21 protein-coding genes are annotated in these 25,328 nt (G+C 49.6%); 11 read left to right on the top strand and 10 right to left on the bottom strand.

The window, feature by feature from the left end; all coding sequences use genetic code 11:
* Window positions 1-51 precede the first annotated feature (51 nt).
* On the top strand, window positions 52-1,314 hold the full coding sequence (locus AAGC78_RS00985) for a response regulator (protein ID WP_435782155.1): 1,263 nt from the start codon (window positions 52-54) through the stop codon (window positions 1,312-1,314).
* 47 nt (window positions 1,315-1,361) lie between these two features.
* Here AAGC78_RS00985 and cysZ read toward each other — a convergent pair whose 3' ends face one another.
* The 7 genes from cysZ to gatC all read right to left on the bottom strand — a co-directional run bounded on the left by cysZ (window position 1,362) and on the right by gatC (window position 7,660).
* Window positions 1,362-2,096 carry a sulfate transporter CysZ gene (gene cysZ, locus AAGC78_RS00990; RefSeq protein ID WP_435782156.1) on the bottom strand — a complete coding sequence of 245 codons (735 nt, stop codon included), beginning with the start codon at window positions 2,094-2,096 and terminating at the stop codon, window positions 1,362-1,364.
* A 6-nt stretch (window positions 2,097-2,102) separates the two neighbouring features.
* Complete coding sequence (gene rrtA, locus AAGC78_RS00995) at window positions 2,103-2,633, bottom strand: rhombosortase (protein WP_435782157.1); 531 nt, start codon at window positions 2,631-2,633, stop codon at window positions 2,103-2,105.
* A gap of 141 nt (window positions 2,634-2,774) precedes the next feature.
* Entirely contained in the window at window positions 2,775-3,731 is a 957-nt protein-coding gene (locus AAGC78_RS01000; protein WP_435782158.1) for a DegV family protein, read from the bottom strand.
* Between the two features lie 305 nt (window positions 3,732-4,036).
* Window positions 4,037-4,333, bottom strand: coding sequence for a PA4642 family protein (locus AAGC78_RS01005; protein WP_435782159.1), 297 nt, complete (start codon window positions 4,331-4,333; stop codon window positions 4,037-4,039).
* A gap of 12 nt (window positions 4,334-4,345) precedes the next feature.
* Entirely contained in the window at window positions 4,346-5,791 is a 1,446-nt protein-coding gene (gene gatB / locus AAGC78_RS01010; RefSeq protein ID WP_435782160.1) for an Asp-tRNA(Asn)/Glu-tRNA(Gln) amidotransferase subunit GatB, read from the bottom strand.
* 12 nt (window positions 5,792-5,803) lie between these two features.
* Window positions 5,804-7,258, bottom strand: coding sequence for an Asp-tRNA(Asn)/Glu-tRNA(Gln) amidotransferase subunit GatA (gene gatA / locus AAGC78_RS01015; protein WP_435782161.1), 1,455 nt, complete (start codon window positions 7,256-7,258; stop codon window positions 5,804-5,806).
* A gap of 114 nt (window positions 7,259-7,372) precedes the next feature.
* Entirely contained in the window at window positions 7,373-7,660 is a 288-nt protein-coding gene (gene gatC / locus AAGC78_RS01020; protein ID WP_435782162.1) for an Asp-tRNA(Asn)/Glu-tRNA(Gln) amidotransferase subunit GatC, read from the bottom strand.
* Between the two features lie 513 nt (window positions 7,661-8,173).
* Here gatC and AAGC78_RS01025 point away from each other — a divergent pair.
* The 7 genes from AAGC78_RS01025 to AAGC78_RS01055 all read left to right on the top strand — a co-directional run bounded on the left by AAGC78_RS01025 (window position 8,174) and on the right by AAGC78_RS01055 (window position 19,546).
* Complete coding sequence (locus AAGC78_RS01025; protein ID WP_062066743.1) at window positions 8,174-9,208, top strand: rod shape-determining protein; 1,035 nt, start codon at window positions 8,174-8,176, stop codon at window positions 9,206-9,208.
* Between the two features lie 52 nt (window positions 9,209-9,260).
* Window positions 9,261-10,184, top strand: coding sequence for a rod shape-determining protein MreC (gene mreC / locus AAGC78_RS01030; RefSeq protein ID WP_435782175.1), 924 nt, complete (start codon window positions 9,261-9,263; stop codon window positions 10,182-10,184).
* A complete protein-coding gene (gene mreD / locus AAGC78_RS01035; RefSeq protein WP_435782163.1) occupies window positions 10,185-10,670 on the top strand; it encodes a rod shape-determining protein MreD in 486 nt (161 codons plus the stop codon).
* 48 nt (window positions 10,671-10,718) lie between these two features.
* Window positions 10,719-11,336 (top strand): Maf family protein, encoded by a 618-nt coding sequence (locus tag AAGC78_RS01040; RefSeq protein WP_435782164.1) that lies wholly within the window; start codon window positions 10,719-10,721, stop codon window positions 11,334-11,336.
* The gene (gene rng, locus AAGC78_RS01045) at window positions 11,333-12,802 is read left to right on the top strand and encodes a ribonuclease G (RefSeq protein WP_435782165.1); all 1,470 of its coding nucleotides are present in this window, start codon (window positions 11,333-11,335) and stop codon (window positions 12,800-12,802) included. Before AAGC78_RS01040 ends, rng begins: the two co-directional genes overlap by 4 nt.
* A gap of 40 nt (window positions 12,803-12,842) precedes the next feature.
* Window positions 12,843-17,060 carry a YhdP family phospholipid transporter gene (locus AAGC78_RS01050; protein ID WP_435782166.1) on the top strand — a complete coding sequence of 1,406 codons (4,218 nt, stop codon included), beginning with the start codon at window positions 12,843-12,845 and terminating at the stop codon, window positions 17,058-17,060.
* Window positions 17,061-17,338: 278 nt separating this feature from the next.
* Window positions 17,339-19,546: a TonB-dependent siderophore receptor gene (locus AAGC78_RS01055; RefSeq protein WP_435782167.1), complete on the top strand. Its 2,208-nt coding sequence runs from the start codon at window positions 17,339-17,341 to the stop codon at window positions 19,544-19,546.
* A 119-nt stretch (window positions 19,547-19,665) separates the two neighbouring features.
* Here the strand turns inward: AAGC78_RS01055 and AAGC78_RS01060 are convergent, their stop codons facing one another.
* Window positions 19,666-20,718 carry a LacI family DNA-binding transcriptional regulator gene (locus AAGC78_RS01060; protein WP_435782168.1) on the bottom strand — a complete coding sequence of 351 codons (1,053 nt, stop codon included), beginning with the start codon at window positions 20,716-20,718 and terminating at the stop codon, window positions 19,666-19,668.
* Between the two features lie 294 nt (window positions 20,719-21,012).
* Between AAGC78_RS01060 and AAGC78_RS01065 the strand changes: the two genes are divergently transcribed.
* Window positions 21,013-21,852 (top strand): GTP-binding protein, encoded by an 840-nt coding sequence (locus tag AAGC78_RS01065; RefSeq protein ID WP_435782169.1) that lies wholly within the window; start codon window positions 21,013-21,015, stop codon window positions 21,850-21,852.
* A 77-nt stretch (window positions 21,853-21,929) separates the two neighbouring features.
* On the opposite strand, the gene AAGC78_RS01070 is transcribed toward AAGC78_RS01065, so the two are convergent.
* A complete protein-coding gene (locus AAGC78_RS01070; RefSeq protein WP_435782170.1) occupies window positions 21,930-22,238 on the bottom strand; it encodes a DUF1244 domain-containing protein in 309 nt (102 codons plus the stop codon).
* A gap of 245 nt (window positions 22,239-22,483) precedes the next feature.
* Between AAGC78_RS01070 and motA the strand changes: the two genes are divergently transcribed.
* Entirely contained in the window at window positions 22,484-23,341 is an 858-nt protein-coding gene (gene motA / locus AAGC78_RS01075) for a flagellar motor stator protein MotA (RefSeq protein ID WP_435782171.1), read from the top strand.
* Window positions 23,342-23,353: 12 nt separating this feature from the next.
* A complete protein-coding gene (gene motB, locus AAGC78_RS01080; protein ID WP_435782172.1) occupies window positions 23,354-24,355 on the top strand; it encodes a flagellar motor protein MotB in 1,002 nt (333 codons plus the stop codon).
* 75 nt (window positions 24,356-24,430) lie between these two features.
* Here motB and AAGC78_RS01085 read toward each other — a convergent pair.
* Window positions 24,431-25,328: NAD-binding protein (locus AAGC78_RS01085; protein ID WP_435782173.1), on the bottom strand; the 898-nt coding region annotated here is incomplete at its 5' end.

The raw sequence follows: 25,328 nt of genomic DNA on the forward strand, positions 1-25,328 counted from the left end.
AAAAACTTGACTACACTCAATGGATATCTGCAAAACCCTTGAGTGTTAGTCATGAAAAAAATTCTGGTAGTTGAAGACAGCGAAATGGTGATGAAGATTTTGCGTCACCTGGTGCAAAGTTCGTCCCTCGCTTACGAAGCCGTTTATGCCACAACCCTCGCGCAAGCCACAGCGCTCTACGAACAATATCCGCAGGATTTTTTCGCCGCCTTGGTCGATTTAAATTTGCCCGATGCACCCAACGGCGAAGTGGTTGATTTTGTCCTCAGTAAAAAAATTCCCACCATCGTACTTACCGGCAGTTACGATGAAAAACGCCGCGAGCAATTATTTAACAAAGGTATAGTGGACTACGTTACCAAAGAAGGTCGCTATGCCTACAGCAAAGCGATTGCCATGATTAATCGTCTGGAAAAAAACCAGCAAATAAAAGTGTTGGTGGTGGACGATTCGGATATGTCGCGCAAGCACATGGCGAATTTATTTCGTCGCCATTTATTCCAAGTACTAGAAGCAGTTGACGGCGTAGATGCGATTAAAGTCTTGCTGGAAAATCCGGACATTAAATTATTAATCACCGATTACAATATGCCCAAAATGGACGGCTTTGAATTGGTGCGCAACCTGCGCTACAAATACGACAAAACCGATTTGATTATGATCGGCGTTTCCGGTGAAAGCAGCGAGGCGCTCTCGGCTAAATTTATCAAACACGGCGCCAACGACTTTCTGCGTAAACCCTTCCACCCGGAAGAGTTCTATTGCCGCATTATTCACAACATTGAATATCTTGAGCTGGTTGAACAGATCACCAACAACGCCCAGCGCGATCATTTAACGGGTTTATATCACCGCTCCTACTTTTTTAACGCAGCGCGCGAGCTGTATAAGCATGCGCAGGAAAAATCATCGCCATTATCAATGGCAGTAATCAATATCGATAGTTTTAGTGAGATTAACCAACGGCATGGCAATGCGTGGGGCGATGCAGCGCTCAAGCACATTGCGTCCAATCTGAATAATATGCTCGGCCGATTCTTATTGGCACGTGCTGACAGCGATGATTTTTATGTGTTGATGCCGGGGCTTGATCACGAAAAAGCGGCGGCGTTACTGAGTAAAGTGAAGCAATTGCTTGCCGCTGAAGATTGTGTGATTAATGGTGAGTCATTGCGCTTCTATTTTAGTGCGGGTGTGACGGGTCAATTGCATCAAAGCCTGGATCAGCAAATTGCCCAAGCGAATACCTATTTGCGCCATGCAAAAGAAGCAGGTGGGAATATGGTGGTAGATGACGGCGATACCGAAGAATAAATCTGTAAGGGCGCTATTTATCGCGCCCTTTTTTTAGCTAACTATTTTTACAGCTGTTTCACTTCCCTTACCCAATAAAGTGTCGCTCCCGCAACTGCGATGGGCGTTACAAAAATATTAAGTACTGGCACCATGCTGCCTAATAAAATAATTCCGCCGTAGGAATAACTGGTCAGTTGTTGCTTGTTCAGCTTGCGGCGCAACTCGCGAAAACTTAATTGATGGTTGTCGGCTGGGTAATCGGAATATTGCACCGCCATACACCAGCAACTCCAAATTACTCCAATCAACACACCTAACAGATTTGCGCCGGGAATAAAAAATAACACCACAAAGAGAGCAAAGATCAACAATCCACGGCTAACAAAGTACCAAAGTTTTACCGCCTCGCGCTGCAAAGTGCGCGGAATCAATTGCCCCCAAGGTTCATCTGGTGGTGCGGTGCCAGTTAACTCGGTTTCAATTTTTTCTGCGAGCAAACCAAAAAAAGGCGCGGCGAGAAAATTGGTGATGATGTTGAAGCTATAACCGTAGACAACTAAAAACACAAAGCCAACTAATGGCCACAGTAGCCAGGTCAACCAATTTAACCATGTGGGTGACCAAGCTTGAATTTGCGTAAAAAAATCGCCAAAGGCATGAAAGAGGGCGATGGTTACTACAACAAAGATAACCAGATTGATCAGTAGCGGAATCAAAATAAACCGCCGAAACCCCGGCTTTACAATGAGTCGCGCGCCCTCAAAAAAATAATCGATGGCCTTGCCGGGAGAACCTTGCATTGGTGGTTACCTTTTTAAGCGGGTGAGTAGCCAATCGCCACCCGCAAACAGCGCACCGGCGATCGCCCCGTAAACATGTGATTCAACGGCAATCGCTACCGGGATTAATTCCTGCAGGTCTGTCGCTTGGTAACCTGGTAAATTTTCCTGAATTAATTTACCGGCGATCAGGATTAATCCGCCGATTTTAATCCACATAGGGTAAGCGCGGGTTTGTATCAACCCGGCCACAATCAACCCATGGATCGCGCCCGACAAACCAGCATAAGGCGAGTATTCAGGGCTAAAGAAAAATACGCCGACACCGACACCGAGGCAGCACCACAGCAATAGCAGGCTATATTTTTTCAGTGAGAGGTCATTAAAAAAAACAAAGCTACACAATAAAAATGCAGCAATATTCATCAAGGTGTGTGGCCAACCGAAATGTACGAGATTAGCAGTGAGTATGCGCCAGTATTCACCAGTGATTACTTTGTCTGCTTCAAGGTTGAGGAACGGGAATAGATAGATATCGAGCGCTGTGAGCAAAAGCATCAGCAAGCTCAATGCAATACAAAAGATAAATGTGGGGGTGACTTTTGGCATTAATCATCATCAATGTTTATTGGACGATCATAGTAATCGCCAATGTTTGCAATGTGAAGTGCGCCTCGGCCAGAAACCTTTGGCAGAAATTTAATCGCTTAAACTAAAACTGCCATCTTCCGCGAGAAAGCCCAAACCGATTGATCCCGGGCCAACGTTCAAACCGCTGGTTAAGCCCATAACGCAGGGTAATACGCGGATGTTTTTTTGTTGCGCCACTTTGAGTAATTCTTTGTACGCGGAAAATTGATCCAGCACACTTAAGTCGCCGGCAACACTCACAATCACATAAGGCGACAACAGGCCGGCGTTGATGTATTTAATCGCATGGTTGAATAATTTATCGACCGCATTTTCAAAGCCGCGAACTTTTGCGGCAGGTTCAGTTTTGTCATTGCGTCCTTGAATAATCGGAACTATGTCGAGCGATTTTGCAATAAACGCGCTGAAGGCACTGATGCTGTCTTCGCCTTTTTTACGCGCGCGATCGCGCACATAATGTACGCTCGGCGGGACAATAAATGCATGAATTTTTTCACGCATGTCGGTCGATAATTTCAGGATTTCGTTTTTGGGTTTTCCCTGTGCAATCAAATCAGATGTATAAGCTGCAAGGATGCCCTGTCCGCAAAATAGCGTGCCGGTATTGAATACGCGCATTGCAAATGAACCTTGGCGTGCGGCATTAGAGGATGCACGTACCCCGCGATATTCACGCAAAATACTAAATGATGATTGCAGTGCGTTGTCGTAAATAAGGCTGCGTTTTCTGCTGACGGTTTGCACCAGGGCGAAGTCAAATTTGTTAACAATTTTGGCGAGGAAAAGCTCGGTGATTTGCTCGGAAGTGTAGGCGAGTGATTCCGCATCATGCTCGCGTGTCAGCAAGCCTTTGTTATAAAAGTTCAGGAGTTTGGTCGGATCTTTATCGTCGGTATAAATTGTTTTGTCAACTCTAATGGATGTCGGCAAGAGCCAGATTCCACGCTCATCAAGAAAACTTTTAGGGAGATCGCAAGCTGCATCAACTACTAACACCGTACTCATGTATCCTCCCAAATATTATTTTTTATCAGATTTTTCCAGACAAGTTGCCGCAAATATACGCTTTGCGGCGCTTCATAAGAAGCTTAACCTGGGGCGAGCATAACAAAATGCGCCAGAATAGAGCTATTAAATTTAACGCAAAATACAAAAAATTCTAAGGTGCCAGAGTCGACAAAAAGAGAGCGGAATGCGGAAGTAAGCGCAGCAAGTGAGGCGGGGGCGGGAGAAAGCAAAAAAGCGAAGTTACAGCGATATTTATCGCAATAACCCCGCTTTTTGTTTGAGTAACAGTTTTGCTTGCGAAATTACTTCGCGCCAGCTGCTGCTAACGCAAGAGCATATTCTTCACCGTTACGATGATCCTTTACGACTTGCAGGAAAGTTTTACCTTCCGGGCCGACGGCATTGATGTCTTTACCCGCTTCGATAAATTGTTTTACGAAGGTGGCAAAGTTTCCGCCAAGCATGCCGCGGTAGGCTTTTTCCAGCAAATGGTAGTCAGCATTCACACCTGCAGGTGCAGGGTAATCCAAAAATGTCGCGATGCGCGCGTCATCAAAGGTTTCGCCGAGGACTTTTTCTTTGTCTTTACGTAAGCTCATGTTAATAATCTCTTAACCATTTAGTTTCTTAATCAACAATTCGTTCAAGGCTTGCGGATTCGCTTGGCCTTTCGATGCTTTCATCGCTTGGCCGACAAAGAATCCGAGCATTTTTGCGCGTTTATCTTCGGCAGCGGCGCGATAGCCTTCTACTTGTGCGGTATTAGCCGCGAGTATGTCGTCGATAATTTTTTCCAGTGCGCCAGTATCAGAAACCTGCTTCAAACCTTTGGTTTCGATAATGGTGTCGGCATCACCTTCGCCATTGCTAATCGCTTCAAAAACTTGTTTGGCGATTTTGCTGGAAAGAGTGCCGTCTTTTACGCGCACTACCAGGCCTGCTAGCAATTCTGGCGTTACGGGCGAGTTATCGATGCGCTGTTCGGTGCGGTTCAGGTAAGCACCCAAATCAGCCATGATCCAGTTGGCGGTGAGCTTTGCTTCACCAGAAACTTTGGTGGATGCTTCAAAGAACGCTGCGGTGAATTTATCCATAGTGATTTGGCCAGCGTCGTAGCTGCTCAAACCATATTGCTCAACAAAACGTGCACGTTTTGCTTCCGGCAATTCGGGCATTTGTTTGCGTACAGCGTCGATGTAATCATCATCCAGGATCACCGGCAGCAAATCAGGGCAGGGGAAGTAGCGATAATCATTGCTGTCTTCTTTGCTGCGCATGGAGCGGGCTTTTTTGGTGTCGCCGTTGTATAGGCGGGTTTCCTGGCGAATTTTTCCGCCGTCTTCGAGCACATCAATTTGACGTTCAACTTCCAGCTCAATTGCCTCTTCCATAAACTTGAATGAGTTCAGGTTTTTGGTTTCAGTGCGGGTGCCGAGTTTTTCCTGACCTTTTGGGCGCACAGAAATATTCACGTCAAAACGCATTGAGCCTTGCGACATTTCGCCGTCACAAATTTCCAGTGAGGTCACAATCGAGTGCAATTTTTTCGCGAAGGCAACAGCTTCCTCAGCGCTGCGCATATCTGGCTCAGTTACCACTTCGATCAGCGGAGTGCCTGCGCGGTTTAAATCGATTCCGCTCATGCCAGCAAAATCTTCGTGCAAGGATTTGCCTGCATCTTCTTCCAGATGCGCGTGGTGAATACGAACGCGTTTGGTGCGACCTTCACTCAATTCCAAATCCACAAATCCTGCGCCGACAATTGGTTCGGCGAGCTGTGTGGTTTGATAACCTTTCGGTAAGTCGGGATAAAAATAATTTTTACGTTCAAACACTGAGCGCTTGCCGATTTCTGCATTTACTGCCAAGCCAAACATGGTGGCAAAACGAAATGCTTCTTCGTTGGCGACTGGCAGTGTGCCGGGCAATGCCAAATCAATTGCGCAAGCCTGGGTGTTTGGTTCAGCACCAAACGCAATGCTGGCACCGGAGAAAATTTTAGTTTTGGTGGCGAGTTGTACGTGAACTTCCAACCCGATTACTGTTTCCCATTGCATAGACAGGGCTCCTTACTCAATGCCGGGGGCAGTTTGTTGGTGGAAGTTGGTTGCTTGCTGGAATTGGTGCGCTGCATTTAGCAGTTGTGATTCCGCAAAGAAATTACCAATCAATTGCAAGCCAACTGGTTTGTTGTCCACCAATCCACAGGGGATGGATAAACCGGGTAAGCCCGCCAAGTTAGTGGCGATGGTGTAAATATCTTCCAGATACATCGCAACCGGGTCTTTGGTTTTTGAACCAAATTGGAACGCGGGTGATGGTGATGTTGGGCCAATAATGACATCAACATTTTGGAATACATCGACAAAATCTTGCTTGATCAAGCGGCGCACTTTTTGTGCTTTTGCGTAATAGGCATCGTAGTAGCCAGCAGAGAGTGCGTAGGCACCGACAAGAATGCGGCGTTTCACTTCTGCACCGAAACCTTCACTGCGTGAACGCATATAAAGATCATTTAAATCTTTTGGGTTTTCGCAGCGATGGCCGTAACGCACACCGTCAAAGCGCGACAAGTTTGCCGAACATTCTGCTGGCGCAATTACATAATACGCAGGCACTGCAAGATGGGTGTGTGGCAAGCTGACGCTGTGAATAGTTGCGCCGAGACTTTCGTACACTTTAATTGCTGCTTCAACCAATGCACCTGTCGCCGGGTTTAAACCTTCGCCGAAATATTCTTTCGGTACACCGATGCGCAAACCGTTTAATGGTTTGTTTAAATCGGCGGTGTAGTCGGGCACATCGCATTCAACGCAGGTTGAATCTTTTGCGTCGTAGCTCGCCATATCGTTTAACAAAATCGCTGCGTCTTCTGCAGTGCGCGATAAAATTCCCGCTTGATCCAGACTCGATGCAAACGCAATCATGCCCCAACGCGATACGCGGCCATAAGTAGGCTTAATGCCGGTTAATCCACACAATGCAGCCGGTTGACGAATTGAACCGCCGGTATCAGATGCAGTGGCCGCTGGTGCTAAATGTGCTGCAACAGCTGCGGCGGAACCGCCGGAAGATCCACCGGGAACACAATCAGTTGCCCAAGGATTTTTTACTGGACCGTAATAACTTGTTTCATTTGATGAACCCATCGCGAATTCATCCATGTTGGTTTTACCCAACATCACCACACCGGAATCTAAATAATTGTCGACGATAGTTGCGTTGTAAGGTGCAATAAAATTGTCGAGCATTTTTGATGCACAGCTGGTGCGAACACCGGTGGTGCAAAAAATATCTTTGTGTGCGATAGGTACGCCACACAATGCAGGTTGATTACCTTCTGCGAGACGTTTATCGGCCGCTTTTGCTTGAGCCAACGCCAGTTCAGGTGTGACAGTAATGTAACTGTTGTAGGTTTTATCGAGCCGCGCAATGCGCTCAAGGTAATGCTGGGTCACTTCGGCACTGGAAAAGTCTTTGTTGCGCAGACCTTTTACCAGTTCGGCAATGGTGAATTGATGCATTCAAAAATTCCTAAATTTTTTTACCGTGTTTTTTGCGTAGGGGCGCTGCTTGCTGCGCCCATTTTCCGTCAATACAAACAGTCGGGCGCAGCAAGCGGCGCCCCTACTTTTTTGTTATTCGATTACTTGCGGAACCAGATACAGGCCGTCTTGCACTGCGGGTGCAATCGACTGGAACATTTCGCGCTGGTTAGCTTCGCTCACCACATCGGCACGCAAACGTTGCACGGCGTCGAGTGGGTGCGCCATAGGTAATACGCCATCGGTATTCACGGCTTGCAGTTGGTCAACCAGTGCCAGCACATCGGAAATACTTTTTGCCGCTTCATCGGCAGCTTCGTCGCTAATCTGGATACGCGCCAGCGTGGCCAGTTTGGCGATATCGGAACGGTCTACAGCCATGGTGGTTTAGCTCCAGCAGATAAAAATCAATAGTGCGGTTAAGTTGCGGCGAACTGGCAGCAACCCGCCAAAAATGGGCGCCCAAGGTACCACATTTGCGCCTTGCCCTGAATCCCTGCGGTTGATAGAGTGCGGCCGATTTTGCCAGAACGGGCATCTCTGTGAACAAAAGCGCGCACTGCGTTTTAACGATTCCCCTGAAATGTGTTTGGTGAAGGTGCTGCTGCACAAAAAATAACCGCAGGTGTCATCAAACAAACGTCGGCGAAATTGGCGATTAATTTGAACTTTACGGTTAATTTAGGTCGGATAAAAAGCGAAAATTCACTTATACTGCGCGCTTCTTAAAAATTTGCAGGGATTCTTCGCGCACTGCGAAGAAATTGTTCAGGGAGCTGCGTTTGCAGAATTGAATCCTGATGCCATGAGCGCGCCGTCGCAAGAGTGGGCACAAACGTCGATAACGACACGAATTCTATTTCAACATATTCTAATTTAAGGCCCCGTCCCGTCATGATGAAACTTTTACGTGGAGCATTTTCCAACGATCTCTCAATCGACCTTGGTACCGCAAATACCCTGATTTATGTGCGCGGTCGCGGCATAGTGCTCAATGAGCCATCAGTGGTTGCGATTCGTCATCACAACGGCACCAAGATTGTGGAAGCGGTAGGCGTAGAGGCCAAGCGTATGCTGGGCCGTACACCGGGCAACATTACTGCTATCCGCCCGCTGAAAGACGGTGTTATTGCCGACTTCCAGGTTACCGAAAAAATGCTGCAACACTTTATCCGCAAAGTTCACGAAAATTCCTGGTTTAGCCCATCTCCCCGCGTTCTGATCAGCGTTCCCTGCCTCTCCACCGAAGTTGAAAAACGTGCGATCCGCGAATCAGCATTGGGCGCGGGCGCGCGCGAAGTGCGTTTGATCGAAGAGCCTATGGCGGCAGCGATTGGTGCTGGCCTGAAGGTATCTGAAGCAAACGGTTCGATGGTTGTGGATATCGGTGGTGGTACTACCGAGATCGCGGTTATCTCCCTGAACGGTGTGGTGTATTCAGATTCTGTGCGTATCGGTGGCGACCGTTTCGACGAAGCTATCGTTAACTATGTACGTCGCAACTACGGCAGCGTGATTGGTGATGCGACCGCTGAGCGTATCAAACAAGAAATTGGCTGTGCATTTGCCGGCAGCGAAATCCGCGAAATCGACGTACGCGGCCGTAATCTGGCGGAAGGTGTACCGCGCAGCTTTACCCTGAGCAGCGATGAAATCCTTGAAGCATTGCAAGATCCATTGGCTGGTATCGTCCAGGCGGTTAAAAGCGCGCTGGAACAATCGCCACCGGAATTGGCTTCTGACATCGCCGAAAGCGGTGTTGTCCTGACTGGCGGCGGCGCGTTGTTGCGCGATATCGACCGCTTGTTGTCTAACGAAACCGGTCTTCCTTTTATTGTTGCTGAAGACCCGCTGACCTGTGTGGCTCGTGGTGGTGGTATTGCGCTGGAGATGAATGACAAGCGCAATATTGACCTGCTGTCGTCCTGATATGTTTTGCAGCCCGTGCTAAGCGGGCTTCAACTCCACGGGAGAACTCACCATTAAACCGCTCTTCGCCCGAGGCTCATCCGCCACCAGTCGCGCCTTTCTGTTCATCCTGATTGCGATGGCGCTGGTGGTCGTTGGCCTTTACACCGATCGCCTCGAACCCTTGCGCGAAAAACTTGCGCAGGTGGTCGCTCCTTTTTACCAGATTACCGACGTACCCAGCCGCGTGAACGACTGGCGTAAAGACACCTTTGTTTCGCAAGCTGACCTGAAGCTTGAAAACGACGCCCTCAAAACCGAGTTGCTGATCCATCAACGCAAGCTGCAACAACTCGCTTCTTTGGCAGCAGAAAACGTGCGCTTACGGCAATTGCTCAATGCCAGCCAAATGCTGCAAGACACAGTGTTGATTGCCGAGCTGATCGGTGTTTCCCCTAATCCGCTGAGCCATAAAGTTATTATCAATCGCGGTACCAAAGATGGCGCTTTTAAAGGCCAGCCAGTACTCGATGCATTTGGATTGATGGGGCAGGTGATTGAAGTCGGTGAGACATCGAGCACCGTATTGCTGATTTCCGATTCCACCCACGCGATTCCGGTACAAGTAAACCGCAATGGCGTGCGTGCAATTGCCGAAGGTTCGGGCGATTTGAATAGCCTGAATCTGCGTCACGTTTCTGCCAATACCGATATCCGTGCCGGCGATTTATTAGTTAGCTCGGGCATGGGCGAGCGCTTTCCTGTTGGCTATCCAGTCGCCGAAGTGTTGCAGGTAGTACGCGATCCGGGCAAAGCCTTCCTGACCGTAACCGCAAAACCTATGGCACGTTTGGATCGCAGCCGGCATTTGTTATTGGTGTTTGAGCATCGCGACCAAGCCAGCGTTCCAGGAGCTTTGGATTTGTCTGACGACGATGATGCCCCTTCTTCTGCTGCACAATCCTCTGCTGCCAGCTCGGCAGGCGGGACTAATTAAATGCCCAGCCAGCCCGTTAATCTTTATCTCATCATGGCGATGAGTTTTTTTATCGCGCTGATTTTGTCGGTCTACCCGCTGCCAATGGATATGCGTTGGTGGCGCCCCGAATTTGTATTGGTGGTGGCGATTTACTGGATTTTCTTTATGCCGCTCACCGTCAGCTTCACGCTTTTGTGCGCACTTGGTTTGTTTCAGGATTTACTGGAGGGCGTGCCCTTTGGGCAACACAGTCTCGGGCTGGTGATCGTTGCCTATATTTGTATTCTGTCTTACCAGCGCGTGCGCAACTTTTCGATTTGGCGTCAGGCGGGCTGGATTTTCGTGTTGGTAGGCATCGCGCAATTGACCGATAACTGGGTGCAGGGCATGGCGGGCAGACCGCTGTCAGGCGTCCAGTTTTTGTATCCGGCGATTACCAGTGCGCTGCTGTGGCCAGCGTTGAATTGGTGGCTTAACGGTATGACTCATCGCTACCATCACTAATGGCAGCCCGGCACAATAATTATTTTTGCAGTATTGAGGGTGAGCACAGTGGTTTTCGATGTTGTTCCAGATCTGTATCTTGCATCCCAATCTCCCCGTCGGCGCGAGTTGTTGCGTCAGATTGGCGTACGCCATGATGTTATCAGCGCCTCAGTGCCTGAGCAGCCTGCAGTTGGTGAATCCGCAATCGATTATGTCCAGCGCCTCGCGGGTGAAAAAGCTGCCGCTGGCTACGCGCAACTCCTCCAGAAAAATTTACCACTCGCGCCGGTATTAGGTGCGGATACGCTCGGCTTATTGGATGGCGATATCCTCGAAAAGCCGCGCGACCAAGCCCACGCCGAACAGATGTTGCGCCAGCTTTCGGGTCGTACCCATCAAGTCATCACTGCCGTTGCACTGCACTCATCGGCGAAGCAGGCGCTGCGTCTGTCGATCACCGATGTGACCTTCCGCGAACTCAGCGATGCCGAAATTACCGCTTACTGGCATACCGGTGAACCGCAGGATAAAGCCGGCAGCTACGGTATCCAGGGCTTGGGCGGTGTGTTTGTGAAAGAGATCCGCGGCAGTTATTCCTGCGTAGTGGGATTACCTATTGAAGCCACTTGTGAGCTATTACGTGAATTTGCTGTGCCTTGGTGGTCAGCGGGAGTTAGCCCATGAGCGAAGAAATCCTGATTAACGTCTCTCCGGTAGAGACCCGTGTCGCTCTGGTTGAAAACGGGGTGGTGCAAGAGTTTTACATCGAGCGCAGTCATGGCGAGAGCTACGTCGGCAATATCTATAAAGGTAAAGTTGTGCGTGTATTGCCCGGCATGCAGGCGGCATTTGTAGATATCGGCCTTGAGCGCACCGGATTTATCCATGCGGCCGATATGATGCCCGAACCGCCCGAAGGCGAAGTGCGCCGCGCCGAAGTGCCGGATATCCGCACCCTGGTGCGCGAAGGTCAGACATTGCTGGTGCAAGTGGCGAAAGATCCGATCAGCACCAAAGGCGCACGCTTGACGACGCACCTGACGCTTTCGTCCCGCTATCTGGTGTACATGCCCAACTCCAGCCATATCGGTGTTTCTACCCGCATTGAGGATGAGCAAGAGCGCGAGCGCTTGCGTCAAGCGGTTGAGGCTGAAGTCGCTGAGCAAAACATCAGGGGCGGATTTATCGTCCGCACCGTGGCCGAAAGCGCCGAGATAGAGGCGATCACCGCCGATATCCCGTTTTTACGCCAACTTTGGGACGATTTGAGCGCGAAATTGCCGAGCTTGGGAGTTCCTGCGGAACTTCATCGCGATATGCCGCTCTATCTGCGCGCCCTGCGTGATATGGCACGTGCCCCAATTGACCGGGTGCGGGTGGATTCGCGCCTGACTTGGCAGCAAATGCAAGAGTTCGCGGCCAAGTATGCGCCGCAGTTGGTGGAGTTGATCGAGCTGTACAGCGGCGATCGTCCGCTGCTGGAACTGTACGGTGTGGAAGAGGAAATTCACCGCGCATTGGAACCACGGGTGCCGTTGAAGTCCAATGGTTATCTGATTATCGAACAGACCGAAGCCATGACCACGGTGGATGTAAACACCGGCGCGTTTGTTGGCCATCGCAATCTGGAAGAGACGATTTTCAAAACCAATCTGGAGGCGGCATCGTCGATTGCGCGGCAACTGCGCTTGCGTAATCTGGGTGGCATTATCATCCTCGATTTTATCGATATGAAAGACCCGGAGCATCAGCGGCAGGTATTGCGCACCTTGGAAAAAGCGCTGGAAAAAGATCACGCCAAAACCCGCATTACCGGCGTATCCGAGTTGGGTCTGGTGGAAATGGCGCGCAAGCGCACGCGTGAATCCCTCGGGCAAATGTTGTGCGAGCCCTGCCCGGTATGTCAGGGGCGCGGTCAGGTTAAATCGGCGGAAACTGTATGTTACGAAATTTTCCGCGAAATTTTGCGCATGGCGCGCACTTACGACAACGCGAAGTTTTTGGTGCTGGCGTCGCAATTGGTGGTTGATCGTTTGTTGGATGAAGAGGCGGCTTATGTGGCCGACCTTGAAGCCTTTATTAGTCGCACTATCGAGTTCAGGGTTGAGGCGCTCTTTCAACAAGAGCAGTACGATATTGTATTGGTCTGATTTTCTGCACAGCCATCCTGTGCCCTGGAACAAGTAACGAATGACACGCGCTTTTGGCAAGTTGGTGAAATGGTTTTACTTCGTGATTGCTATCGCCCTGATTTTATTAGCGGTGTTGGTGCAATCCGGGCGGAGCTTTTCCCATTTGTTGGGCGACTATGACCAGAACATTGCTTCTTATTTATCCTCAAAGCTGAATGCGCAGGTAACGATTGGCAGTATCGAGGCCGACTGGGGCGGATTGAAGCCCGGTGTCGTCATCCAGAATTTCAGTATCAAAAGTCACTCCAATCAGCCGATCGTTGCCTTTAAACAGGCGCGTTTGCGTTTCGATATTGTTGAATCCCTGCTCAACTTCCGTCTGGTGTGGAGCAATCTCTCGCTCAGCCAGGTGGATATGACCTTTGCGCAAACTGCCGATGGTTTCTGGCAGATTCCCGGGTTGCCCAAGCGCGCCGATGCTGACCAGCCGGAAGTGCATCTGGATGCCTTGGTCGACATGTTATTGCTGTCCACCAAAATTGAATTCCAGAGCAGCCACCTCAGTTTCCGTTTTGTTTCGGGTAAAGAGGTAGTGCTGGACTCGCCTTATTTATTGTTTGAAAACTCGGGAGATTTCCATCGTCTCTCGTTGCAAGTGGATGTGGATGAGCAATCGCGCAGTGTTTATCTGGTGATGGAAGGTGAGGGTGATCCACGCGATACCGATGATTTCCGCAGTCGCGGTTATTTGCAGCTGAATCGATTTCCTACCAGTGAACCTATTGCCGCCGCCAACGCGTTCCTGCTGAGTGGCGCTGATGCATCCAGCATCCAGAGTGAAGGCATGGTGGATGCCAATATCTGGTTTGAGACCCGCGCGGGCGGCAAAGGCTACGATTTAACTGGTCGTCTTGGCTTGCAGCGCTTGTCGCTCCCCTTGGGTGAGCGCCGCATATCGCTGGATAATTTTTCTACCGAGCTGAGCGGTTATTGGCTGCCGGGCGGACAGTGGCAGCTGGGGTTACAGCAAGTCAAGGCCGGTATCGGCGAGCAGAAAATTGCTGATGTGAATCTCGCGGTTGCGGCGGCTGGATTTAATAAACCGCTGAAAATTAGTTTGGATAACCTCGATCTCGCCCGTGTGCATGACATGGTCGGCAGTGTAGGTGCGCTGGGCGAAGGGCGTTTGCAGGAAGTATTAAAGGCGCTTGATCCGCGCGGCCAACTTCATAATCTGCAGCTTATCTTGCCTGTGCACCAGCCTAAAGAATGGCAATTGCGCGCTAATCTTGAACAGGTTGCCACTAATGCCTGGCAAGGTGTTCCGGCGCTGGCGGGGGTTGATGGTTATGTGCAGGCGGGGCAAAAAGGCGGTTTTGTCGATATAGATTCGCGCCAATCTTTTTCCATGCACTACTCGCCCACCTATAAAGCGCCAATGGAATACGACCGCGCCAAAGGGCAGGTGGCGTGGCATCTGCAACCGGAAAAGAACCAGATTTACGTCAACAGCGGCCAATTGGAATTTCAGAAAGGTGATGAGTTGGCGCGCGGTTATATGTGGCTATCTTTGCCCTGGCAGCGCAATACCGGCGATATCGACCTCTACCTGCAGATCGGCGCCAAACAACTCAACGCCAGCCTCTATCAGAAATACACTCCCGCTGTTGTGCCTGAAACCCTGCTTGATTGGTTGGAGCAAAGCGTTGGGGCAGAAAACCCCGGCATTGCTACCGAAGCCGGTTTTGTCTATCGCGGTACGCTCAACACCAAAAATACCATGGCGCGGACTTATCAGTTGTATCTGGATATTGAAGATGCGGAGCTGAATTACCACCCGGGTTGGCCCGCACTCACCCAGCTTGATGGTCTATTGCTGGTAGGCGATATGAATATTGCTGCCAGCGTGACCGACGCCGGTATCTACACCAGCCGTGTCAAACACGCCGAAGTGCGGGTTAATCCGCGTGCGAAAGGTAAGGGTTCCTTGCTCAAGGTTGACAGTGAGATCACCGGCGCTGCCAGCGATGGTATCCGCGTATTGCGCGAGGGCATGTTGCGTCAGTATCTCGGTAGCAGTATGGATTCCTGGAGTATGCAGGGCGAGATGCAAGCGCGGCTCGATCTGGATATTCCTATCGGCACTGGCGAGGAAAAACCGGCGGGTGCACATCAACAAGTCAGCGTGGATTTGCAGGTGCCGCAGTTTGAATTGCAGAACCTCAATCTCGTCGCCCATGAGTTAACCGGGCATATCAATTACAACAGTGACACGGGTATTAGCAGCGATACCCTGCATGCCCGATTTTTTGACCAGCCAGTCGAAGTCACGCTCGGCACTCGTAAACTCGATGATTCCAGCCAGACCTTGATCGATATCAGTGGTGAAGTGGATGTGCAGCAGCTCGCTTATTGGAGCAAGCGCCCGGAGTTGATGTTCCTCAAAGGTAATCTGCCCTACAAAACATTGGTTGAGTTAAACCATCGCCCGCGTGCTGAAAAAAGCCTGGTTGAATTAAGCCCTGAAGAAGTGATTGATCCCCAGCTGTCGGCGACAGAGTTTGCGCAGAGTGCGTTTGCAGCAGTCACGATTAACAGTGATCTGACCGATGTAGCAGTTGATTTGCCCGCGCCCTATGGCAAGCCTGCCGCTGAGCAGCGCCCGTTAGAGGTGAAAGTTTTACTGCATGAAAATCAGGCGCAGATTGATGTGCAATACAACGCTGATATACAAGCTCTGTTCCGCACTGATCGTGCGAATGAAAACCGCTTGCTGAATGCTAATATCGCGTTGGGAAGTGAAGCTACATTTAGTACCCAGCCACAATTCCTGGTTTCCGGTTATCTGCCAGGTATCGACCTTGATGCCTGGAAAGAAGTGCAGGCGCGCTATAAAACCTATACCGAACGACTGGCTCCGGTTGTTGCGCAAGGTGTGAATGCACAGCAGTCTGCCGTACCCGCGCTGCTTGCAAACCCCGAGGTAGAAGGTCAGATTGCCGGCTTGCCATTCCGTGCAGAATTGCAGTTGGGGCAATATGAATTAGGGTCTTTGAAGCTCGAAAACCTCAATGTCGCAGCTGTACCGGTACGTATCGGCTGGCAGTTGGACCTGAAAAATACCATCGTTGAAGGTCGGCTCCTTATCCCCGATAGCCGCTTCAAGCCGCTGCAGGTTGATCTTGCCCGGTTGTCATTGACCAAAGAAATCCTTGGCTTGGCTGAAACTCCTGATACAGCGTCTGTAGCATTAGGAACCGGTGAAACTGCCGAGTCAGCTGCACCGACCCAAGTATCGGAGCCTGTTGCACCAAAGGAAGTGATCGACCCGCGCAAGTTACCGCTGGCCAATATCACCGTGGCCTCCCTGATGTTGGATGGCAACAATTACGGCAACTGGTCGCTGCAGTTACGCCCCAATAATTTGGGGGTGGTGATCAACAATATCCGCGGCAGTATTCGCGGCGTGACCATTGCAGGTGTTGATGGTTCGGCAGAAGGTGCCAAGCTGATTTGGCAGGACGGTCCCGAGGGCGTGCAATCCCGTTTTATTGGCAACCTTGAAACCGGTGATATGGCTGCCGTGCTGCGCGCCTGGGATAAGCCCGACACCATTGAGAGCCATGCTGCGCGCTACCGTACTGATCTTTATTGGGCTGGTTCACCGCAGGATTTTGGTTTGGTGAATCTCAATGGTGAGATGAGTATCTGGCTGGAGAAAGGACGCTTCAAACGCGATGCCAGTGCAGGCGATGGTATTTTGCGCCTGATGTCGGTATTGAATTTCGACTCACTCGCGCGCCGTATGCGCCTCGATTTTTCTGATCTCTACAAAAGCGGTCTGGCCTACGACGAGATCAACGGAAAAGTCCGCTTTAACCAAGGCATTCTGGTCTTTGAAGAGCCTTTGCTAGTGCGTACGCCTTCAAGCGGCTTGCAAATGGCGGGTACCATTAATTTACGTAAAGAAACTATCAACGGGCGCTTGGTCGCCACCTTGCCAGTTGCCGGTAATCTCACTTTCTTTGCGGCGTTAGCCACCGGTTTACCAGCGGCTGCCGGTGTTTATCTGGTCAGCAAACTGTTCAAGAAACAGGTCGATCAAGCCACCAGTATCAGTTACACCATCAAAGGTGGATGGGATGATCCACAAATGAGTTTTGATCGCCTGTTTGAAAGCGAAAAAAGCTTACGTGACAGCGTAAGCGAAGAAGAATCCAGCCAGACTGAAACACCTGTTCCGCAGGAAGCCAGCGCAGCAGAAGTCGAAAACTAATCGATCTTGCGCCCGTTTTTGATTCTTGACTCCTCCCAATTTTCTCTCCTCCCGTTGTAAAGAAGCCCTAACGGCACCTCGCCATCTTTGAAGAATTTCTGTCGCTTCAATGCAGATTGTGCAAAAAATAATGATTTCTTGATGTAAAACGACAAATTATACAATTGATATTGATAATAATTCTTATTTTTAAATAAAATGCGCGCCACCTGTCGCCTCACTGTATATGACAGCTCCGGTGACCCACACGTTGACCTACCCCCCGAAGGAAATCCCGCATGTTATTTATTAAAAAACCGATGGCTGTGGCTATCAGTGTGCTCTGTGGTGTTGTTATCTCAGGTTCGGTAATGGCTGCCGAGACTGCACAGGCGGAATCTACTGCTGCATCAAGCAACAGTAAGCCGGCAAAAGCAAAAAAGGCGAAAGTTGAAGAGGTTATTGTTACTGGCAGCTATACCACCCAATCTATGAATGGTGCGACCGGTCTAAATATGACCCTGCGTGAGACTCCGCAAACCGTCACCTTGGTCACCAGCCAAATGATCGAAGATAAAGGTTTGGTGGATATGGAGCAGGTACTTGACCATGTTCCCGGCGTCAGTAAATCGGGCGATGCATCGGAATACAGCATCATGTATGTGCGCGGATTCGAATTGGATACTGGGGTGCAAGTGGATGGCATGATTACGACTCCGGCGAACTCTACTTATTCAGGTGATGCTAGTCAGAGTATCGATCCGATCCTGGCTGAACGGGTGGAAATTTTGAAAGGTGCGGCGGGGATTTTGGGGGGGCAAGGTGAACCATCGGCGACAGTGAACATGATTCGTAAGCGCCCTACAGAAGAATTCCAAGCCTCTGTAAGTGGGGCATTGGGGAGTTGGAATACATACCGCACCGAGGGTGATGTGGCTGGCCCATTGAGTGAATCCGGCAGCGTGCGTGGCCGTTTTATCGGTTCGTATATGGATGGCGACTCCTACATCGACCGCTACTCACGCGATAAATCGGTAGTCTACGGAATAGTAGAAGCAGATGTTACCGACAGCACTCTGGTATCCGTTGCTATCGATAAAACCAAAGTGAATTCACGCGGTGTTTACAACTGGAGTTCCAACCCGGCGTTTTACACTGACGGTACTTTGATTGATCACGACGTCTCTTTCTCTACCGGCCACGAGTGGGCGCATCGTTTTATCGAGCAGTGGAGTGTAATGCCCTACGCTGAGCACGAATTTGAAAGTGGTTGGAAAGTAAAAGCATCTTACCGTTATGCCAAAGCAACCCAGGATGTGAGCAACGCTAGCTATGGCGGTTTTGTAAAAAAAGATACCGGTGACCTGGTGGATCGATTAACACCATATTCGTTGTTTTCGGGCCGTAAGTCAGATACTGAGAGTTTTAACATAGTTACTAATGGTGGTTTCTCGCTTTTGGGGCGTGATCACGAAATCGTATTTGGTTACAGCTACAGCAGTAATGAATTTGATTTGCAGTTTGATTATGCCGATATGCCGGTTTACAACCTGAATAATCCAAACCCGGCCGCACCTGATTATTCTGGTCCATCATCACCATACGATGCACAGCACTCGCTTGAGGAGGGGGAGCAATCAGGTACCTACGCAACCGTGCGCTTCAATATCGCTGATTCGCTGAAATTTATGCTGGGTGGTCGTGTAAGTGATTGGAGTTATGACAACTGGGATCTGCTCGACAACACTGGCGTCAGTACGTCTGAAAATAATGTGTTCATTCCTTACACTGGTCTTGTCTACGACGTGAATAGTTTTCTCTCCGTATACACAAGCTACACCGGCATTTTTAAACCAGTCGGCAATTATGGAGCTGATGGAAATCTGCTTGAGCCCACTGAGGGTACTAATACCGAAGCGGGTATCAAAATGGCATTTTTTGATAACACCCTGAATATTTCCGCTGCCGTTTATCGCGCGAATAAAGATAACGTTGCTGAATGGGCTAATCAGGGACAATTACCAAATGGTAACTGGATTTATAAAAGTATTGACGGTGTAAAAACCGATGGTTACGAAATTGAAATTGCAGGCGCGTTGACTGAGAGTTGGGAAATCAGCGGCGGCTATACCGATAATAAAGCGGAAGACGAAGAAGGTAACCCCCGCCAAACTTATCTGCCAACCAAGCAATTCAAAATTACTAACAGCTACAGTTTTGCCAATGGTTTAACGCTTGGGGCAAGTGCTCGTTGGCAGAACTATTCCTACGGTGTTGCTACAGTCCCAGCTGCGATCAGTTCAACGGGTAAAGCAATTTCTGTAAGGCAGGAACAACCATCGTATTGGTTGGTAGATGTGATGGCTCGATATTCATTTAACGATGCGTTCTCGGTATCACTTAACATCGACAACCTGTTTGACGAAGTCTACAACCGTTCTATGTGGGGCTATTCCGATTTCGGTGATGCTCGTAGCGCGACCGTGGGTATGAAATATCGCTTCTAATTCTATACTTGAATTTATTAAGCGATAGATATCTTGCGTACAAAGCCAGCTCGTTTTGAAGCTGGCGTAAACAAAGCGCGCCGGCTACTACGAGAATGATACAAATTTTTTGTTAGATATTAGCGTTTGGACGGCGCAGGGCAAGTTGAATCGCGCACGATTAATTGCGGATAAAATCCCTCGCTCTCTACATCGCGGCTATTGCGAATGGTATCAATTAACAAGCTGGTAGCGCGCTCGGCGATTTTCGGGTTTGGCTGCTGCGCGGTGGTGAGGTTGGGCCAAGCTTGACGGGAGAAGGGGCTATCCTCGAAGCCGACAATCGATAATTGTTGCGGCACATCAACGCCCTGAATACGCGCGGCAAACAATGTACCTGCTGCAATTTCATCGTTACAGGCGAATACGGCGGTCGGCTTTAAATTCGAAGCCAGTAATTGGCGGGTGCGCTTCACACCGGATTCAAACGAATATTCCCCCGGTAAAATCAGTTTTTTATCGAGCGCAATTTTGTTGGCTTTGAGTGCGGCTTTGTAACCTTCCAAACGTTCGCCACTGGATTTATGCGCTTCTTCACCGCCGAGGAAGGCAATGGCTTTATGCCCCAAGTCAATCAAGTACTGGGTGATTTTGTAAGCGGCAGTGCGGTCATCAATAAAGATGCAGGGGCCTTTTTTATCAGGCGGTTGGGCACCAGAGAGAATGCGTACAAAGGGAATTTTGCGTTTACCGAGTGCAGACAATACGTCCGGCATTTCTGACATAGGCGGTGTAAGCACCAAACCGCCGACTTGGCTGCGGTCAATCATATTCAACACTTCGTCGATAATATCGTCAGCCTTTGAGTTGCACGGGTGAATCACCAGTTCATAACCCTGCCGGCGGCACTCGCCCAAAATCCCCTTCTGCATATCAATAACGTAGTTGCTGTTGGGGTTGTCGTAGATAAAACCAATCGATGAAGCCGCACCGCGCAGCAGGCGCGCTGACAAGTTGGGCTGATAGTTCAGCGCCTTGACCGCCTGCATGACTTTGTCTTGCAGTTCCTGGCCGACAGTGCCTTCTTTATTCATGACGCGCGAGACGGTTTTGAAGGAGACACCGGCCAGTTTGGCAACATCTTTGATGGTGGCTTTAGCCTTAGGGGCATGTTTATCGGCACTGATTTTCATAAGTTATTGGGCTTTCGGGCGAGTGGTTATCAACAGTTATTTATCATATTGGTGCTAGGGTAGAGCTTAGGCTATCCAAGCGCAATGATTTCGCTGCTCGCGTGTTTTTATTTGTCACCGGCAGGTAACGCGCAAGTGGGCGCTTGGGTAACGTTACTGCAAGTTGTGTAAAGAATTTTGCGAGGCGGAATTCACTAGTGGCAACATGGTCTATCGTTAAGGAGTATTCGACCAATACAGGGATCTGTGGGCGAGAGAACTAGCACCACAACAATAAAATAATGAGGTATCCCAGTGAAAAAAATAATCACTCTCCTGCTTTCCTGTTCCCTATTGGGTTTGGGCGCATCTCCGGCGATGGCGCAACACAAGCTGCAGCAAATCTGGCAAACCGCCAATTTACCCACTCCGGAATCTGTTCTGGTCGTCAATGAAGAGAAATTCACCTATTTGTTTGTGAGCCTGATTGATGGCCAGGGCGATGCTGTTGATGGTAAGGGCGGCGTTGCAAAGCTCGCCATTGACGGCGCAGTTATTGATAAAGACTGGATTACCGGCCTCAATGCTCCCAAAGGTATGGCAATTTACAAGAATCGCTTGTACGTGGCTGACCTGACCGAATTGGTTGTGATCGATATTGAGGATCAAAAAATACTGAAAAAGATTCAGATTGCAGGTTCGGTCTTTTTAAATGATGTCACAGTGAATTCCAGTGGTGTGGTGTTTGTTTCAGATACTCGTACCAACAAGGTCCATCGTGTGGATGACGATACACCGAGTGTTTATCTGGAGAACATCAGTAATGCCAATGGTCTGAAAGCTTTTGGCTCAAATTTAATTGTGGGCGCAGGACCGGAATTGTTGCTGGTAGGGCCTGATAAAAAACCACTGATCCTCGCCAAGGGATTCGCTCAGGGGATTGATGGTATAGAGATGACCAAGCGCGGCGAATTTATTGTGTCCTGCTGGCCGGGTCTGATTTATTACGTTTACGCCAACGGCAAAATTGAATTGCTGATCGACTCGCAAGCGCAAAAAATCAATACCGCTGATATAGGTTTTGATCCTGCTACCCAACGGCTGTTTGTGCCAAACTTCTTTAAAAATACAGTCACCGCCTATCAATTACAGTAACCTCTGGCGACTGCATTCAACAGGACTTCAAACACATCGGCACGATGGGTTTGAAGTTCGTTGTTCATCCCGGCAACTTATTTTGGTGTGGTTTGCTGAAGCTTTTCCAGTTGTGCGCTAGTTGCTTCACCCTGGTATTTTTCTTTCCAGTCCGCGTAAGGCATACCGTAAACGCGCGTGCGCGCATCTTCATAATCCACCTCGATATCATCTGATTTGGCGGCCGCGACATACCATTTGCTCAGGCAGTTACGGCAGAAGCCGGCGAGGTTCATCAAGTCGATATTTTGCACATCCTTGCGGCTGTCCAGGTGTTCAAGTAGCCGGCGAAAAGCGGCGGCCTCCAATGCTTGTTGATGGGCGGGAGACAGTTCATCAATTTTCATAACTTTAACCTTTAGCTTCTGGATAAGTGGCCGATTAACTGGCGGGCGCCAGTGTGGGTGATCGTTAATAGCAGGTCAAATGTTGCTAAATCTTGCTGCCGCCTTGAACCTCAAATCAACCTGCCTATACTCAAACCGTGTCGACAGCGTTGTCGTGTTTATCTTGTTGGTTTTTTAAGCGTTCTTGCCGCTTTAATTCAAACCTGTTTCTGTGTTGGGGCCGTTTCTACGTTGGGGGTAAGTGCGTGAATATTATTCTTGGGATTATTGTCGTCCTGGGTTGCGTCATCGGTGGCTTTGCTATCCATGGCGGTAATCCTATGGCGCTGATGTCGCCGATCGAAATCTTGATTATTTGTGGTGCGTCACTGGGGGCAATGATTATCGGCAACCCGTTATCAGTAACTATCGGCGTAGTTAAGTCTGCCGGCGCGCTGATGACTCCCTCAAAGTTCAATAAAACGTTTTACCTTGAACTGCTCACATTGTTATATGACATCCTCAATAAGACCCGTCGCGAAGGCTTGATGGCGATTGAAGGTGATATCGAAGACCCTGATAGCAGTCCACTGTTTACCAATTATCCGGCGATCCTGAAAGACCACCATATCGTGGAGTTTATTTGCGATTACCTGCGCATCATGGTCGCAGGCAATATGGCACCGCATGAGTTGGAGTCGTTGATGGAACAGGAGTTGGACGGGCATCACCAAGAGGCGTCCGTCATTCCCGGCGCTATCCAGAATGCGGCAGATGGTTTGCCCGGTTTCGGTATTGTGGCGGCGGTGCTCGGGGTAATTATTACGATGGGTAAAATCGGCGGCCCACCTGCAGAGATCGGTGCTGCGGTGGCAGCAGCGTTGGTAGGTACACTGCTCGGGATTCTCATTGCATACGGTTTTATCGGCCCCTTCTCCAGCTACCTCAGCGGTAAAGTGCGCGACGAATCCCGTTCTTACGAGTGCGTCAAAGCAGTTCTGGTTGCTTCCATGAATGGTGTTCCGCCACAAGTTGCGGTGGAATTCGGTCGTAAAGTGTTATTCCACAGTGTTCGCCCGAGCTTTAAAGAGCTGGAAGAACAATATCGCGCAAACAAGAAGTAAGGGTCCTGTTGTATGGAAAAGGGCGCGACTCAGCAACCCATCATCATCAAAAAGAAGAAGGGGCACGGCCATGGGCATCATGGCGGCTCCTGGAAAGTAGCACTCGCCGACTTTATGACGGCGATGATGGCATTCTTCTTGTTGATGTGGTTACTCGGCAGTACTTCTCCCGAAGAGCAAAAAGCAATTGCAGCCCACTTTAATGAGCCGGGCAGTGAATATGTGGTCGGCGAGGGGGGAGCGGATTTGGGGCTTATCAGTCAGGATCAACCGCAAAAACAAACCGAGTCAGATGATCCCAATGATGAAACCGCCAACGATCAACCCGATCAGAGCGATAACATCAAAGACATGACTGACGACCAACTGAAAAAAGAAATGGAGCGTATTGAAAAAGAACAGTTGGAAGAGTTGAAGAAACAATTGGAAACCGAAATCAATTCACTTGATTCCGTGTTCCAGCAAATCAAGGATCAAATCCTGATTGATTTCACCGCGCTGGGTTTGCGTATCCAGATCGTAGATAAAGACCAGCGCCCGATGTTTGATGTGGGCAGCGCGAACTTACAAAAATGGTCGTCGGATGTATTGAAAGCGTTAGCGCCGATTTTGGACAAGGTGCAAAACAAAATCAGCATCACCGGTCATACCGATGCAACACCTTATGGTGCCGGTGCGAAATACACTAACTGGGAGTTGTCGGCCGATCGCGCCAACGCTGCTCGCCGCGCTTTGCTGGACGGGGCTTATCCGGAAGCGAAGGTGGCAACAGTGCAGGGTATGGGTTCTGCTGCTCCGCTGTTAGTCGATAAACCGGGTGAACCTATCAACCGTCGTATCGCGATTATTGTGCTGAAGAAAGCAGTTGCTGAAGCACTTGGCAGTGGAGTTGGGATCGACAGTAGTCAGTTGATGAAAAGCAGTGAAACTTTTACCGCACCAGCACCGGCAGGACCGAAAATCCTATCGCCAACAGAAGTGGATGATGCAATTGATGCAGAAAGTGCCCGCTGATAGTTAGCGGTAATTATCGAGGCATAAAAAAACGGGCTGAATAATCAGCCCGTTTTTTATTGGTCACTTTTGCTTTTAGTGTGAATGCGCTTTTGCTGCAACCGGTTCGGCTTCAAGCTTACCCATTCGACGCAAAATATGGTCGGCCATACCGCCTGCTAATTGTTGTTCGCTGAGGAAGATACGGCCCACATTTTCTTTCACCCACAACTCTGCTTCTTCTTCGTTGTGCGTTCTGATCACTGTCTCAATCTTTGGATTCAGTTTGCGTGCGATATCAATCATTTGCCGCACATGGAAAGTGTTGGATGTTGCGGCAACCAATACACCCGCTTGTGCGATATGCGCCTGGATCAATACGGTTGGATCTGCTGCATCACCACAAACAGCAGGAATATCTTTTGCGCGCAATTGTTCAACTACATCGCGATTGGCTTCGACAACAACGTACGGAACCTTGTGCTCGTTGAGGATTTTCGCAATGCGACGACCAACGCGGCCATAACCGACCAGAACGACTTGTCCGGCTAAGTAGGCATCGTCGGTACTCATTGGTAATACGGCGAGTGGATCGTCGCGCAGTTCCAGTGAGCGGGCTAACTTCGAGCGTTTGCGGATTATCCGCTGCAAAGGTTCGATGCTGGTAAAGATGACCGAGTTAAGCGCGATGGAGGCGAGTGCGCCCGCCAAAATCAAATTGTGGGCGGTGGTATCCATCAACCCCAATGCCATCGCCAAGCTGGCGAGAATGAACGAGAACTCACCGATTTGCGCGAGGCTCGCGCCGACAGTCAGTGCTGTATTAAGCGGATAACGGAATGCCAATACCAGTGCAACTGCCGCAATGGTTTTACCGAACATAATAATCGCCACCACGATCAATACTTTGAGTGGTTCATTGACCAAAATATGCGGGTCAAACAACATGCCGACTGATACAAAAAACAATACTGAAAACGCATCGCGCAGCGGG

The organism is Cellvibrio sp., from assembly GCF_039207905.1.
Classification (GTDB): Bacteria; Pseudomonadota; Gammaproteobacteria; order Pseudomonadales; family Cellvibrionaceae; genus Cellvibrio.